Annotated in this window: 12 protein-coding genes; 10 read left to right on the forward strand and 2 right to left on the reverse strand. The window is 46.6% G+C overall.

The window, feature by feature from the left end; all coding sequences use genetic code 11:
• Window positions 1-34 precede the first annotated feature (34 nt).
• From rfbA to FHS86_RS17835, 8 genes are all read left to right on the forward strand, one after another.
• On the forward strand, window positions 35-907 hold the full coding sequence (gene rfbA / locus FHS86_RS17800; protein ID WP_429416977.1) for a glucose-1-phosphate thymidylyltransferase RfbA: 873 nt from the start codon (window positions 35-37) through the stop codon (window positions 905-907).
• 70 nt (window positions 908-977) lie between these two features.
• Window positions 978-1,364, forward strand: coding sequence for a GxxExxY protein (locus FHS86_RS17805; RefSeq protein WP_429416980.1), 387 nt, complete (start codon window positions 978-980; stop codon window positions 1,362-1,364).
• A gap of 62 nt (window positions 1,365-1,426) precedes the next feature.
• Entirely contained in the window at window positions 1,427-2,008 is a 582-nt protein-coding gene (gene rfbC, locus FHS86_RS17810) for a dTDP-4-dehydrorhamnose 3,5-epimerase (RefSeq protein WP_429416983.1), read from the forward strand.
• A gap of 201 nt (window positions 2,009-2,209) precedes the next feature.
• Window positions 2,210-2,608 (forward strand): helix-turn-helix domain-containing protein, encoded by a 399-nt coding sequence (locus FHS86_RS17815; protein WP_429416986.1) that lies wholly within the window; start codon window positions 2,210-2,212, stop codon window positions 2,606-2,608.
• 736 nt (window positions 2,609-3,344) lie between these two features.
• The gene (gene gmd, locus FHS86_RS17820) at window positions 3,345-4,526 is read left to right on the forward strand and encodes a GDP-mannose 4,6-dehydratase (RefSeq protein WP_429416989.1); all 1,182 of its coding nucleotides are present in this window, start codon (window positions 3,345-3,347) and stop codon (window positions 4,524-4,526) included.
• A gap of 27 nt (window positions 4,527-4,553) precedes the next feature.
• Window positions 4,554-4,952: a four helix bundle protein gene (locus FHS86_RS17825; protein ID WP_429416992.1), complete on the forward strand. Its 399-nt coding sequence runs from the start codon at window positions 4,554-4,556 to the stop codon at window positions 4,950-4,952.
• Window positions 4,953-5,016: 64 nt separating this feature from the next.
• A complete protein-coding gene (locus FHS86_RS17830) occupies window positions 5,017-6,168 on the forward strand; it encodes an adenylyltransferase/cytidyltransferase family protein (RefSeq protein WP_429416995.1) in 1,152 nt (383 codons plus the stop codon).
• Window positions 6,169-6,285: 117 nt separating this feature from the next.
• The gene (locus tag FHS86_RS17835) at window positions 6,286-7,425 is read left to right on the forward strand and encodes a GDP-L-fucose synthase family protein (RefSeq protein ID WP_429416998.1); all 1,140 of its coding nucleotides are present in this window, start codon (window positions 6,286-6,288) and stop codon (window positions 7,423-7,425) included.
• A gap of 1,209 nt (window positions 7,426-8,634) precedes the next feature.
• Here FHS86_RS17835 and FHS86_RS17840 read toward each other — a convergent pair.
• Both FHS86_RS17840 and FHS86_RS17845 read right to left on the reverse strand, forming a co-directional pair.
• Window positions 8,635-9,207: a hypothetical protein gene (locus FHS86_RS17840; RefSeq protein WP_429417001.1), complete on the reverse strand. Its 573-nt coding sequence runs from the start codon at window positions 9,205-9,207 to the stop codon at window positions 8,635-8,637.
• A gap of 478 nt (window positions 9,208-9,685) precedes the next feature.
• Window positions 9,686-10,018 (reverse strand): hypothetical protein, encoded by a 333-nt coding sequence (locus FHS86_RS17845; protein WP_429417004.1) that lies wholly within the window; start codon window positions 10,016-10,018, stop codon window positions 9,686-9,688.
• Between the two features lie 418 nt (window positions 10,019-10,436).
• On the opposite strand from FHS86_RS17845, the gene FHS86_RS17850 reads away from it, so the two are divergent.
• On the forward strand, window positions 10,437-11,015 hold the full coding sequence (locus tag FHS86_RS17850; RefSeq protein WP_429417007.1) for a hypothetical protein: 579 nt from the start codon (window positions 10,437-10,439) through the stop codon (window positions 11,013-11,015).
• Window positions 11,008-11,706 carry a nucleotidyl transferase AbiEii/AbiGii toxin family protein gene (locus FHS86_RS17855; protein ID WP_429417010.1) on the forward strand — a complete coding sequence of 233 codons (699 nt, stop codon included), beginning with the start codon at window positions 11,008-11,010 and terminating at the stop codon, window positions 11,704-11,706. Before FHS86_RS17850 ends, FHS86_RS17855 begins: the two co-directional genes overlap by 8 nt.
• The last annotated feature ends 2,927 nt before the right edge of the window (window positions 11,707-14,633 follow it).

Below are 14,633 nucleotides of genomic sequence, written 5' to 3' on the forward strand. Positions count from 1 at the left end.
AACAATTCAACAGTTCAACAATAACCCTTAAAATATGAAAGGCATCATCCTTGCGGGCGGCTCCGGTACTCGCCTCTACCCCATCACCAACGGTTTATCAAAACAATTGTTACCGGTTTACGATAAGCCCATGATTTATTACCCGCTTTCCGCCTTACTGCTGGCAGGCATCAACGAGATACTCATCATATCAACACCAGAAGATACACCACTTTATCAACGACTTCTAGGAGATGGATCGAACTGGGGTATTTCACTCCAGTATAAAGTTCAACCTTCGCCCGATGGCTTAGCACAGGCTTTTATACTCGGAGAAGAATTCATTGGAAAAGATTCGGTTTGCCTTGTATTAGGTGATAATATTTTTTACGGCTACAGCTTTAGCGCGCTCTTAAAAGAAGCAAAAGAAACCGTAGAGAAAGAGAAAAAAGCCCGCATATTTGGCTACTATGTGCAAGACCCGCAACGCTACGGTGTGGCTGAGTTTGATAATGAGCAAAATGTTGTAAGCATTGAAGAAAAACCCGCCCAACCCAAAAGCAACTATGCGGTAGTAGGGCTGTATTTTTACCCCAACAACGTGGTGGAGATTGCCAAAAATGTTAAACCTTCGGCAAGAGGAGAACTGGAAATCACTTCAGTTAATCAAGAATACCTCAACCGTAGTCAGCTTAAACTATCCAACATGGGTCGTGGCTTTGCCTGGCTAGATACCGGCACCCACAGCTCCCTGCTCCAGGCCGCCAATTTCATCGAAACCGTCGAAACCCGCCAGGGCCTCAAAATCGCCTGCCCCGAAGAAATCGTCTGGCGCAATGGCTGGATCACCAACGACCAACTCCGTTCCCTCGCCGAGCCGCTTAGCAAAAATCAGTATGGGGAGTACTTGCTGCGTTTACTGAAATAAAGCTTAAATATTTTGTCCACAAATGGACACTAATTGACACAGATTTTTTTAAACTATTCTCCTATTATTAATGGATCTACTTGCCAATCAACATCCTCTGAAACAGGAATGTTATGACATAATAGGTTGTTGCATGGTCGTTCATAATGAGCTGGGTTGCGGATTTTTAGAAGCTGTTTATCAAGAAGCTCTGGAAATTGAGCTAGAAACAAAGCAAATTCCTTTTATTCGCGAAAAAACATTATCAATTCAATATAAAAATTACTGTTTGAAGAAAACATACATTGCTGATTTCTTTTGTTTCAATAAAATCATTGTTGAAATTAAAGCTGTCAACGAATTTGATAGCAAACATATAGCTCAAGTGTTGAATTATCTAAAAGCAACAAATACAAAAGTTGCTTTATTAATAAATTTTGGAAATACCAAACTACAATACAAACGAATTATAAAATAAAACATTTCAAATCAGCACAAATGCTTTTGTGTTAATTTGTGTGTATTTGTGGACGAAATATCATGAACATAATCACTACAGAAATCCCCGACGTTCTCATCTTCGAGCCCCGCATATTCGGCGACGAAAGGGGTTATTTTTTTGAATCCTTTCGTGAAGACATCTTTGAAAAGGTAGTAGGAAAAGTCAATTTCATCCAGGACAACCAGTCAAAATCTGCCTATGGTGTATTACGCGGCTTGCACTTCCAGCGTCCACCCTACACCCAAAGCAAACTGGTGCGCTGCCTGCAAGGCGAGGTGCTCGATGTGGCGGTAGATATCCGCATCGGCTCACCCACCTATGGTCAACACGTAGCGGTAAAACTCAACGATCAGAACCAACGTCAATTGTGGATTCCGCAAGGTTTTGCCCACGGTTTTTTGGTTCTAAGCGAAACCGCTGTTTTTGCCTATAAATGCGACAACTACTACGCACCTGAATACGATGGTGGCATACTCTGGAACGACCCCGCCATTGGAATCAACTGGGGCATCCCTGAGACTGACATCAAATTGTCAGACAAAGATAAAAACCAGCCACTCATTAAAAAAGTTAATTGCTTCAATTTCAAAGATTTTAAAAAAGAAGTCATCTATCGATAACAACAATACTATAGCACGAAGGCACAAATTGTGAAGTAGAGCAACAGTGCCATTTTATAGTCGAAGAAAAAAATTATTTAACCATTTAAAAATCTCAATTGTTCTTAATCTTCACCATATGTTTTAACCATTACAGTGTTCAGTTACCTAAACTAATTCGTATATTTGTTTATTAGCTTCAACCAATAAAATACATTCATCATGGAAACAAATACCAGCACCCCGGCAACAATGGTACACCATGGCCGTAACATCAAACGCCTGCGTGAAATGTTGGGTGTAAAACAAGAGTTCATTGCCAGTGAATTGGAAATGACCCAGCAAACCATTTCAAAACTGGAACAAAAAGAAGAGATTGATGATAAGGTATTGGAGAAGGTGGCAGGTGTTTTGAAAGTACCTGTAGAGGCCCTAAAGAGCCTGAATGAAGAAGCAACGTTCAATATTATTGCCAATAGTTATCACGATAATTCATCTGCAGTTAACTACCAATGCCATTTTAATCCAATGGATAAAGTAATTGAATTGTACGAGCGTTTACTCGCTGCCGAAAAGGAAAAAGTGGCCCTGTTGGAGAAATTGCAGGGAGATAAAAAATAAGAAGGTGCTTGCGCCCTTTCAGGGCTTTTCGGCTAACACAATTTATTACGCAGGGCTGCGCCCCGCGCTGTTGCTTTAAGGCCCTTGGCCATAACCAACTGACATACCTTTACCCCAAAATAAGTCGGAGAAACAATTCGAATTATACAGCCAAGCGCGCAACTAGATGATTAACTGCAGCTTCAACGCGAACCTTTCCCCCGACTAAGTCGGGGTTTGAAAAACTTGAACCCCGACCAAGTCGGGGTTGAAACTAAAAATACATAACCAAATTTGCACACAGCAACATCAAAGCAACCCTTTCCCCCGGCTAAGTCGGGGTTTTTTGCTAACGAGGGTTAAACAATCAAAAAATAAAAGCTCCAACACCCGCACTGCTCTGCCCCATCTCCCCCCTGGAGGCGAATCCGACCGTCTACCGACGGGCGGTGAGTCCCGGTGCAACCGGGAGGGGATTAAGGGGGGTATTAGAGGCGAAGCGTAGAGGAGTCCCGGGAACCGGGAGGGGTACAACACCCGCACCGCACGCCCCCAACCATGACACAAGGCGAAGCCGCAGTCCCGCGGAGCGGGAACCAGCAACAAGCAACAAGCAACCAAATAATAATAACACAAATATTCGCACTGTACGCCCCCACCTCCCCCCTAGAGGCGAATCCGACCGTCCACCGACGGACGGTGAGTCCCGGTGTAACCGGGAGGGGATTAAGGGGGGTAATTCCAAAACAACCAACATATGTCACAAAAAATCGCCCTTATTACCGGCATCACCGGTCAGGATGGTGCCTACCTGGCCGAATACCTCTTAAAAAAAGGCTACATCGTACACGGTATGAAACGTCGTGCCTCGCTCTTTAACACCGACCGCATCGACCACCTCTACCAGGATCCGCATGTCGAAAACCGCCAGCTCATCCTGCACTATGGTGACCTCACCGACAGCATGAACATCACCCGCATCATCCAGGAGGTGCAGCCCGATGAGATCTACAACCTGGCAGCCATGAGCCATGTGGCCGTGAGCTTCGAAACACCCGAGTACGTGGCCAATGCCGATGGCATCGGTACCCTGCGCATCCTCGAGGCAGTGCGCCTGCTGGGCCTCACGCAGAAAACGCGCATCTACCAGGCCTCTACTTCCGAGTTATACGGTCTGGTACAGGAGGTGCCCCAAAGCGAGAAAACCCCCTTTTATCCGCGTTCACCTTACGCGGTGGCCAAAATGTATGCCTACTGGATCACGGTGAACTACCGCGAGGCCTACCAGATGCACGCCAGCAACGGCATTCTGTTTAACCATGAAAGCCCCATCCGCGGCGAAACCTTCGTTACCCGCAAGGTCACCCGCGCCCTCTCACGCATCGCCCTGGGCATGCAGGACAAGGTGTACATGGGCAACCTCTCGAGCAAACGCGACTGGGGCCACGCCAAAGACTACATCCGGGCCATGTACCTCATCCTTCAGCAGGATCAGCCAAGTGATTATGTCATCGCCACCGGCATCACCACCACCATCCGCGACTTCATCCAGCTCGCCGCCGCCGAAATCGGCCTCGAAATCACCTTCTCCGGCGAAGGAGTCAAAGAAGTGGGAAGCCTCACCGCCATCAATGAAAAGGTATTCAACGAAAAAGTTGGCGAAAAATATTTATCATCTTTAAAAGAACGTATCCAAAGTTTCCCCCCTTCAGGGGGGATTAAGGGGGGTATAGTCGGCGTCGATCCCCGCTATTTCCGCCCCACCGAAGTCGACCTCCTCATCGGCGACCCCACCAAATCAAAAACCGTCCTCGGCTGGCACCCCCGCTACGACCTCCCGGGCCTGGTAAAAGACATGATGGAAGGCGACATCAAACTCATGAAAAAACAAAGCTACCTCAAAGACGGCGGGTATCAGATTATGAATTATTTTGAATAATAGAAAAAGGAAGATGGAAAATTAAAAATGAAAAAATTTCTTCCATCTTCCATTTTCCTTTTTCCATCTAATTTTATGAGATCTTTTGAAGAAATAGAAGTTTGGAGAATTTCCAGAACATTAGTGAAAGAAATCTATAATCATTTTTCTTCTTGTAAAGACTATGGGTTTAAAGATCAAATCTGTCGTGCAGCAATTTCAATCATGAACAACATAGCCGAAGGACATGAACGCGCTTCGACTAAAGAGTTTATTCGCTTTCTGGTAATATCGAAAGGCTCCTGTGGCGAAGTAAGATCGATGTTGATTGTTGCCCCGGATTTGAACTATATTGATATTAATAAAGCTCAGAAACTAATCGAACAGTGCCGATCTATTTCAAAACAACTATCCGGCTTCATCAAATACCTCGAAAAAACCCTCTAATTTTTTCATCTTCTATCTTTTACTTATTCTTTTTCCATCTTCCATTTTCCATCTTCCATTAATTATGAAAAAAGTCTTTGTATCCGGATGTTATGATTTGCTGCACAGCGGACACATTGCCTTCTTCAAAGAGGCATCGCGGTTTGGCAGTTTGTACGTTGGACTAGGCTCTGATAAAACCATCGAGGACCTGAAAGGCCGCCCGACCATCAACAGCGAAGCGGAACGCCTCTACATGGTCAAAGCCGTGCGCTATGTTCACGAGGCCTTTGTGAATTCAGGCAGCGGCATCATGGACTTTGAAGAGGACCTGAGAAAACTGCAGCCCGATGTTTTTGTGGTGAACGACGATGGCTATTCACCATCTAAAAAAGCCCTGTGCGATGAACTGGGCATCGAACTGAAGGTGCTCGAACGCGTTCCCGAGGCCGGACTACCAGCCCGCTCAACCACAGCCATACGGGGTAGCAACCATTGTCAGCTCCCCTATCGCATCGACCTGGCCGGCACCTGGATCGACCAGCCCTACGTGAACAAGTACCATCCCGGCTGGGCCATCACGTTGTCCCTCGAACCCATCATCGAGTACAACGAGCGCTGTGGCATGAGTACTTCCACCCGCAATGCAGCCAAAAAAATCTGGCCACAGCAGTTACCCCTGATCAAACCGGTAAAACTGGCCGAAATGCTCTTTCACTATGAAAACATTCCCGGATCGGAACTCGTCTCGGGCGCCCAGGATGCCATTGGCATTTGTGTGCCCGGACTGAGCCGACATTATTATGATAAGGAGTACTGGCCGCTAAAGATAGAAAGCAACAACGATGAAGACCTGCTTAGCTGGCTCGAAGAGCATATTTTCATGACCCTGCTCTGGCCCCGTCCCCCTGGCCTCGACCTGCTCAAGACCACTGCCATTACAACGGAGAATGTCAAAAAGCTGACCCTGGCTGCCGAACAGGCCTGGGAAGCCATTCAACAGCGCGACCTGCACGGCTTTGCTGCTGCATTTAGCGCCTCGTTCAATGCCCAGACCACCCTTTTCCCGGCCATGATCAACCCCGAAATTGAAAAGGTCATCGACAGCTACCGGAATCAGGCATTAGCCTGGAAGCTCGCCGGCGCCGGCGGAGGCGGCTACCTTATCCTGCTGGCCGAAACACAACCCCCCGGCACCATGCGCATCAAAATTCGCCGCAAAGAAACCGGAATCTAAACGAAATGGAAAACCTTAAAATGGAAGATGGAAAAATAGATGGATTTCTTCCATCTTCCATCTTACATCTTCCATCTTCCATCTTTCATCTTTCATCTTTAATCTAATCTCTTTATCATGCAAAAACACTCAAAAATATACGTTGCCGGCCATCGCGGCCTGGTAGGTTCTGCACTCTGGAAGACCCTCCAAAACAAGGGCTACACCAACTTAGTAGGACGCAGCATTGAAGAACTGAATTTAATGGATGCCCATGCAGTCAACCAGTTCTTCGAAGAAGAAAAACCCGGGTACGTCATTCTGGCGGCAGCCAAGGTAGGCGGCATTGTGGCCAACAACACCTACCGTGGACAGTTCATCTACGAAAACCTGATGATCCAGAACAACGTCATTCACCATGCTTATCTGCACGGAGTAAAGAAACTCCTGTTTTTGGGCAGCACCTGTATTTATCCCCGCGAGGCACCCCAGCCCATGCCCGAGGACTGTCTGCTCACCTCGCCGCTCGAGTACACCAACGAGCCCTATGCCATTGCCAAAATTGCCGGCATCAAGATGTGTGAAAGCTACAACCTGCAGTACGGCACCAACTTTTTAAGTGTGATGCCCACCAACCTGTATGGTCCCAACGACAATTTCAATTTGGAGACCTCGCACGTACTGCCTGCCCTCATCCGCAAAATCCACCTGGGCAAATGCCTCGAGAACAACGACTGGACCGCCATCCGCACCGACCTCAACCAACGCCCCATCGAAGGCATCAACGGCACAGCCACCAACGATGAAATCACGCAGCTCCTTTCGAAGTACGGAGTTTTCCCCCCTTCAAGCGAAGCTGAGCGGAGTCCCGGGAATCGGGAGGGGATTAAGGGGGGTGTCGAGATCTGGGGTTCCGGTGCCCCCATGCGCGAATTCCTCTGGAGCGAAGAAATGGCCGAAGCCTGTGTGTATGTCATGGAGAAGGTGGATTTTAAAGATGTGACACCTAAACAAGAAATAAATAATAAGAAACAAGAAATTAGAAATACACATATCAACATAGGTACGGGCAAAGAAGTCAGCATTCGTCAGGTGGCTGAGCTGATCAAGGAAAAAGTAGGTTTTAGTGGCGAGCTGGTATTCAACACCTCCAAGCCCGATGGCACCATGAAAAAGCTCACCGATCCCTCCAAGATCCACGCCCTGGGCTGGCACCACAAAATCGAAATCGACGAAGGCATTGAACGAATGTACCAGTGGTACACCAGCAATCAGTAAAAAGTCGTAAAGTCATAAAGTCAAAGGTCACAAAGTCACAAAGTCAAATGTCAAATGTCAAATGTCAGATAAAAGCAAGTTAGAAACAGACCTTTGACCTTCAGACCTTTGACCTTCGACCTTCAGACCTTCGACCTTCAGACCTTCGACCTTCAGACCTTCATGGGTCATTATCAAGCCCATACCCCCGGCCACGCTCCGCCCACCGCCAATGGCATACAGCCCTATGGCCGGAACAGTACCCTGTCCGCATGAAATATGATGCTTCGCAGTGAAATAAGCTTTCCATTGCGCACATTAAAGTTGGAATTTAATTACATCTAATCAGCCAGTTACATGCCGGCCGATTTAATCGGCCATACAGCCATAACCTATGTCCGAAGCGCTACCGTGGCCGGTTGTTCTAATGATCATCCTGGCCCCCTACATAAATGTAGGAGCTTGTCCCGGTGCAACCGGGAGCAATTCATAATGCTACCAATGAAGAAACTATAATAAAAGCTCCAACACTCGCACTGTACTGCCCCATCTCCCCCCTCAAGGGGGGATTAAGGGGGGTATAAAACCCAAAACATCCCCGTAGTCAGCAACTTCAACGCGAACCTTTCCCCCGACTTAGTCGGTTTTTTTTTACTAACGAGGATTAATCAATCAAAAAATAATAGCTCCAACATCCGCACCACACGCCCCCAACCAGCAACAAGCAACAAGCAACAAGCAACCAAAAAATAACAACTCCAACACCCGCACTGCTCTGCCCCATCTCCCCCCTCAAGGCGAATCCGACCGTCTACCGACGGGCGGTGAGTCCCGGTGCAACCGGGAGGGGATTAAGGGGGGTATTAGAGGCGAAGCGTAGAGGAGTCCCGGGAACCGGGAGGGGTACAACATCCGCACCACACGCCCCCAACCATGACACAAGGCGAAGCCGCAGTCCCGCGGAGCGGGAACCAGCAACAAGCAACAAGCAACAAGCAACAAGCAACCAAATAACAACAACACAAATATTCGCACAATACCGCCCCATCTCCCCCCTTCAGGCGAATCCGACCGTCCACCGTCGCTTACCGCCAGGCGGGAAAAAGCAATAAGAAGTCTTGTTCCCCCGAACCTATACTTTTGTACCTTTAAATCTTAAAAAAAGGCGAAGGGCTTCATCAGTAACCAAACGATTTGCAACCCTTCGCCATGGTTGAACACAGCTACCGCTTAGCTCAAAGTGGTCTCATTTTCAGAGACATTCCCGGGAAGATCGGAGGCTTTCACCACAATCCGGTCTCCCTCACGGGAACTGTTCTCAGCTGTTGCTGCATACACCCAACTCAACCCGTCGGGCGACTCAACAGCAGCACCTTGCTCCAGCAGGGTACCGTCCGATTCGTAAATCTCAACGGTCACCCATTTCACCTTGAAATCATCAGTAACTTTGATAGTAATCAAATCTCCTGCAACTCCGGTATATGCATCGAGATCAACCTCTTTGATGTCCGGCGCATGGAAGTAATCAGCCACAGCAACCATATAGCCACTGCGTAATTGCCGCTTTTCGGCTACCGCCGCATAAGCGTCTTTTGTCTCTGCTTCATGAATCGCTGCTTTTGCATAAAAAACAGCTTCCTGAAATCTGCCGCGGTGCTCTAACTGAACCGCTGTCGGCTCCTGTTCACTACGAACCGGGGCAGCCGATACATAGGTCTTTCCAAACGATTGACGAAATACAAGCGTCTTGCCTATCATTCCGCTCAATCCTTTGGTGGCCAAGTTTGATTTTACTTCAGCCATGAATTTTAATCTAAATTGAATAAGATAGCGTACGTTTGGTTACTGGGAATCTTATAACTTAAAATATACAAACATTTCAAACTATTTTTTAGTTTAAAAATGACTAAAAAAAATAAAATTTCATCCTATACTCATCCTATACTCATCCTATACTCATCCTATACTCATCCTTAATACAGGCTTATAAACACCAATTTTTCAACTGTACGCCGCTTCAGCCATCCACTCTTTCTGCACAACAACTTATTAATAGCTCACCCCAACCTTAAAAAGATCCTTCATTTTCGAATCCTAATTGCATCCACTCCTCCCTCTTTTAATCCTGCTATGCAACCACGCCCAACAGGCCCACCCGCGATATACATCGGGAGGTGATCCCGTCTTTAATAGACTATACGGTACGATTCTTCAATAGGCACCTCCCGATAATTATCGGGATGATGGGGTGTAACAAATAGATCATTGTTAAGAGCGGGCTTTAGCCCAATGATATATTTACCAGGCTTTTTATCATTTGCTTGCGCCCTTTCAGGGCTTTTCGGCTAACACAATTTATTACGCAGGGCTGCGCCCCGCGCTGTTGCTTTAAGGCCTTTGGCCTTAAGATTTTTCGCAACACCATCTCACCAAAGTAACACCCAGGTGCAGCGCACCGCCAATGTTTATAGCCATCCGCAAAGCCAAACAAGCCAAGGTGCAGCGCACCGAAACCTTTCTGGCATAAAATGCCTTGAACATCCTCGACCTTTGCCGGCCATACAACAATAACCTTTGTCTTAAGCGCTACCTTGGCCGGATAAATTGTTACCATTGTTGACCCCTACATAAATGTAGGAGCTTGTCCCGGTGCAACCGGGAGCTATTAACTCCATTTCATTACGTTGAACGCTGTTTCATAATGCTACCAATGAAGAAGCTATAAAAAGCTACAACACCCGCACTGCACAGCCCCATCTCCCCCCTCAAGGGGGGATTAAGGGGGGTATAAAACCCAAAACATCCCCGTAGCCAGCAACTTCAATGGGAAACCTTTCCCCCGACTAAGTCGGAGTTTGGTAAACCTTTCCCCCGACTCAGTCGGGGTTTAAACTAAAATATTCATGGTATGAAACGTCGTGCCTGGTTATTCAATACCGATTGAGAGACCGCTTTATATTTTTGTAATAACCGGATTTTGATCTATCTTCTTTTATTTGTATTTTTGTGAACCAAACATACCAAAATAAAGAATGGATAGTTCACGAAAAAACATACTTTTAGTTTTATACAAAACGGATCAAACGGTTTTTCGTTTGAAAGATATTGCACTATTGACGGGAGAAACAAATTTTCAATCTTTAAACAAAAGAGTTAATTACCTGGTAAAAAAGAAAGAACTGGTCAACATTCGTAAAGGTATTTATGCATTGCCGGAATACAAGAATGAAGAATTAGCATCTAAAATATTTACACCTTCTTACCTTTCAATCGATTATATTTTACAAAAAGAGGGCGTAATTTTCCAGTATGATTCTGCTTTCAGCTCAGTAAGCTACCTTTCAAGAGCAGTTAAGCTTCAAGGTTTTATTTTCTCATATAGAAAAATTAAAAATGAAATACTGACAAATACAACAGGGATAGATATCATTAATGATGGTATATTCGTTGCAAGCGCAGAAAGGGCATTTCTTGATTACCTTTACCTGAACGGTGATAGCTATATCGACAACCCTTCGATCTTAAATAAAACGAAAGTGAAACAAATTCTACCCATTTACAGTTCCACCACGCTGTCAAAAAGGGTAAACAAAATACTAAAAGATGTTTGATACCAATCGACATAAATTTTTCATGGTACAAATCCTAAAAGACATTTATGCCGATTTTGAATTAGCTAATAATTTAGGTTTTAAAGGTGGTACTGCCTTAATGTTCTTTTATGGGCTACCACGTTTCTCTGTTGATTTGGACTTTAATCTATTGGATAAATCAATTGAGAGAAGCGTTTATACAAAGCTTAGGAAGATTGCCAGGAAATACGGCACCATTCACGATGAAGCACAAAAACACTTTGGAATAATTGTAGTGCTTAATTATGGAACAGGTGAACGAAAACTTAAAATTGAGATATCCAATCGAGTATTTGATGATCAATATGAAATAAAGAACTACCTGGGTATCTCCATGAAAGTAATGGTACAACAAGATATGTTTGCTCATAAACTTTGTGCATTACTTGACAGAAATACTGCCACAAACCGTGATATCTTTGACAATTGGTTTTTTATGCAGAAACAAACTCCGATCAATCAATCAATTATTGAAACGAGAATGAAAATGCCTTACAAAGAATACGTACAAAAGTGTATTGATTTTCTTGAAAGCAACGAAAACAACAATTTATTGCAAGGACTTGGTGAACTTATGGACGATAAAACAAAAACCTTTGTTCGTAATAAGCTAAAAAATGAGACAATGAGCCTGCTGAACTTTTATAAAGAATTTCCAATTACAAAATAAACAAAAGACACTGTAAAAGCCCCTTCATACCTCACCGCTAGCCAACGGAAGAAATTGGGACAATGCAAGACAGCGAAGACTGAAATCAGCAACCAGTCCACCAGCTGGCGGACAACCAGCAACCGAAGTCCGTAACACCCACATCAACATCGGCACCGGCCGTAAGGTCAGCATCCGTCAGGTAGCCGAGCTGATCAAGGAAAAAGTAGGCTTAAATGGCGAGCTGGTATTCAACACCTCCAAGCCCGATGGCACCATGAAAAAGCTCACCGATCCCTCCAAGATCCACGCACTGGGCTGGCACCACAAAATCGATATCGACGAAGGAATTGAACGAATGTACCAATGGTACACCAACAATCAATAAAAAGTCTAAAAGTCACAAAGTCAAAGGTCACAAAGTCGAAGGTCACAAAGTCAAAGGTCAGAAAAAAGCAAGTTAGAAACCAACCTTCGACCTTCGACCTTCCGACCTTCATGGGTCATTATCAAGCCCACACCCCCCCGGCCACCTACCACCCTCCCCCAAAGGCATACAGCCCTATGGCCCGAACGGTACCCTGTCCGCATGAAATAAGTGTTTCGCAGTGAAATAAGCTTTCCATTGCGCACATTAAAGTTGGAGCTTAATCACATCTAATCAGCCAGTTGCACGCCGGCCGATTAAATCGGCCATACAGCCATAACCCATTTTCAAACCCGCTACCGTGGCCGGATAAATTTTTGTACCCTTCTTGCCGTTCGCTAAAGCGAAACAGCTTGTCCCGGTGAAACCGGGAGCAATTCATAATGCTACCAATGAAGAAACTATAATAAAAGCTCCAACACTCGCACTGTACTGCCCCATCTCCCCCCTTCAGGGGGGATTAAGGGGGGTACACAAGCAACCAAATAATAACAACACAAATATTCGCACTGTACGCCCCCATCTCCCCCCTTTAGGCGAATCCGACCGTCCACCGACGGGCGGTGAGTCCCGGTGCAACCGGGAGGGGATTAAGGGGGGTATTAGAGGCGAAGCGTAGAGGAGTCCCGGGAACCGGGAGGGGTATAAAACCCAAAACATCCCCGTAGTCAGCAACTTCAACGCGAACCTTTCCCCCGACTCAGTCGGGGTTTGAAAAACCTGAACCCCGACTCAGTCGGGGTTGAAAAACTAAAAACAAAATACCAAACCTGTAGCCAGCAACTTCAATGGAAACCTTTCCCCCGGCTAAGTCGGGGTTTGAAAAACCTGAACCCCGACTCAGTCGGGGTTGAAAATAAAAACAAAATACCAAACCTGTAGCCAGCAGTTTCAATGGGAAACCTTTCCCCCGACTCAGTCGGGGTTTTTGTAGGTTCATAATAGCTCCAACACCCGCACCGCTCTGCCCTATCTCCCCCCTCAAGGGGGGATTAAGAGGGGGTATTGGAGGCGAATCCGACCGTCCACCGACGGGCGGTGAGTCCCGGTGCAACCGGGAGGGGATTAAGGGGGGTATAAACCCCTAACATCCCCGTAGCCAGCAACTTCAATGGCAAACCTTTCCCCCGACTCAGTCGGGGTTTATGTAGGTTCATAATAGTTCCAACACTCGTATCGCACTGCCCCATCTCCCCCCTGGAGGCGAATCCGACCGTCCACCGACGGGCGGTGAGTCCCGGTGCAACCGGGAGGGGATTAAGGGGGGTATAAACCCCTACCATCCCCGTAGTCTGCAACTTCAATGGCAAACCTTTCCCCCGACTCAGTCGGGGTTTATGTAGGTTCATAATAGTTCCAACACTCGTATCGCACTGCCCCATCTCCCCCCTTTAGGCGAATCCGACCGTCCACCGACGGGCGGTGAGTCCCGGTGCAACCGGGAGGGGATTAAGGGGGGTATAAAACCCAAAACATCCCCGTAGTCAGCAACTTCAACGCGAACCTTTCCCCCGACTCAGTCGGGGTTTATGTAGGTTCATAAAAGCTCCAACACTCGCACTGTACTGCCCCATCTCCCCCCTTTAGGCGAAGCGTAGAGGAGTCCCGGGAACCGGGAGGGGATTAAGGGGGGTATAAACCCCTACCATCCCCGTAGCCAGCAACTTCAATGGCAAACCTTTCCCCCGACTCAGTCGGGGTTTATGTAGGTTCATAATAGTTCCAACACTCGTATCGCACTGCCCCATCTCCCCCCTGGAGGCGAATCCGACCGTCCACCGACGGGCGGTGAGTCCCGGTGCAACCGGGAGGGGATTAAGGGGGGTATAAACCCCTAACATCCACGTAGCCAGCAACTTCAATGGTAAACCTTTCCCCCGACTCAGTCGGGATTTAAACTAAAAACAAATTAACAATTACACCCACATCCCGGTGAAACCGGGAGTCATTAATATTCCTACTTCTGATTATACGGTACGATTCTTCAATAGGCACCACATTTAGGTGGTGTAACAAAAAGATCGTTGTTAAGAGCGGGCTTTAGCCCAATTATATATTTACCAGGCTTTTTATCATTTGCTTGCGCCCTTTCAGGGCTTTGGGGCTAACTTCCAACCTTACGCAGGGCTGCGCCCCGCGCTGTTGCTTTAAGGCCTTTGGCCTTAAGCTCACATCGAACTTGTCCCCCGACTATTTATATCGGTGAAACGGAGCCACCTGTTGCGGTGTAAACGGAGCCAGCAACTTCAATGGTAAACCTTTCCCCCGACTTAGTCGGTTTTTTTTTACTAACGAGGATTAATCAATCAAAAAATAATAGCTCCAACATCCGTACCACACGCCCCCAACCATGACACAAGGCGAAGCCGCAGTCCCGCGGAGCGGGAACCATTATAACCATTACAACCATTACAATGACGACAACAACAACAACGACAACCAAATAATCACACCCCAACATCCGCACCACACGCCCCCAACCAGCAACAAGCAACAAGCAACAAGCAACAAGCAACAAGCA

Origin of the sequence: Roseimarinus sediminis (genome assembly GCF_050433125.1) — a bacterium.
Classification (GTDB): domain Bacteria; phylum Bacteroidota; class Bacteroidia; order Bacteroidales; family Prolixibacteraceae; genus Roseimarinus; species Roseimarinus sediminis.

Coding starts and splice junctions, on each gene's coding strand:
- FHS86_RS17815 (WP_429416986.1), top strand. CDS start 2,210: ATGGAAACAAATACCAGCACCCCGGCAACAATGGTACACCATGGCCGT.
- rfbA (WP_429416977.1), top strand. CDS start 35: ATGAAAGGCATCATCCTTGCGGGCGGCTCCGGTACTCGCCTCTACCCC.
- FHS86_RS17850 (WP_429417007.1), top strand. CDS start 10,437: ATGGATAGTTCACGAAAAAACATACTTTTAGTTTTATACAAAACGGAT.
- FHS86_RS17855 (WP_429417010.1), top strand. CDS start 11,008: ATGTTTGATACCAATCGACATAAATTTTTCATGGTACAAATCCTAAAA.
- FHS86_RS17830 (WP_429416995.1), top strand. CDS start 5,017: ATGAAAAAAGTCTTTGTATCCGGATGTTATGATTTGCTGCACAGCGGA.
- gmd (WP_429416989.1), top strand. CDS start 3,345: ATGTCACAAAAAATCGCCCTTATTACCGGCATCACCGGTCAGGATGGT.
- FHS86_RS17835 (WP_429416998.1), top strand. CDS start 6,286: ATGCAAAAACACTCAAAAATATACGTTGCCGGCCATCGCGGCCTGGTA.
- FHS86_RS17805 (WP_429416980.1), top strand. CDS start 978: ATGGATCTACTTGCCAATCAACATCCTCTGAAACAGGAATGTTATGAC.
- FHS86_RS17825 (WP_429416992.1), top strand. CDS start 4,554: ATGAAAAAATTTCTTCCATCTTCCATTTTCCTTTTTCCATCTAATTTT.
- FHS86_RS17845 (WP_429417004.1), bottom strand. CDS start 10,018: ATGGTAACAATTTATCCGGCCAAGGTAGCGCTTAAGACAAAGGTTATT.
- FHS86_RS17840 (WP_429417001.1), bottom strand. CDS start 9,207: ATGGCTGAAGTAAAATCAAACTTGGCCACCAAAGGATTGAGCGGAATG.
- rfbC (WP_429416983.1), top strand. CDS start 1,427: ATGAACATAATCACTACAGAAATCCCCGACGTTCTCATCTTCGAGCCC.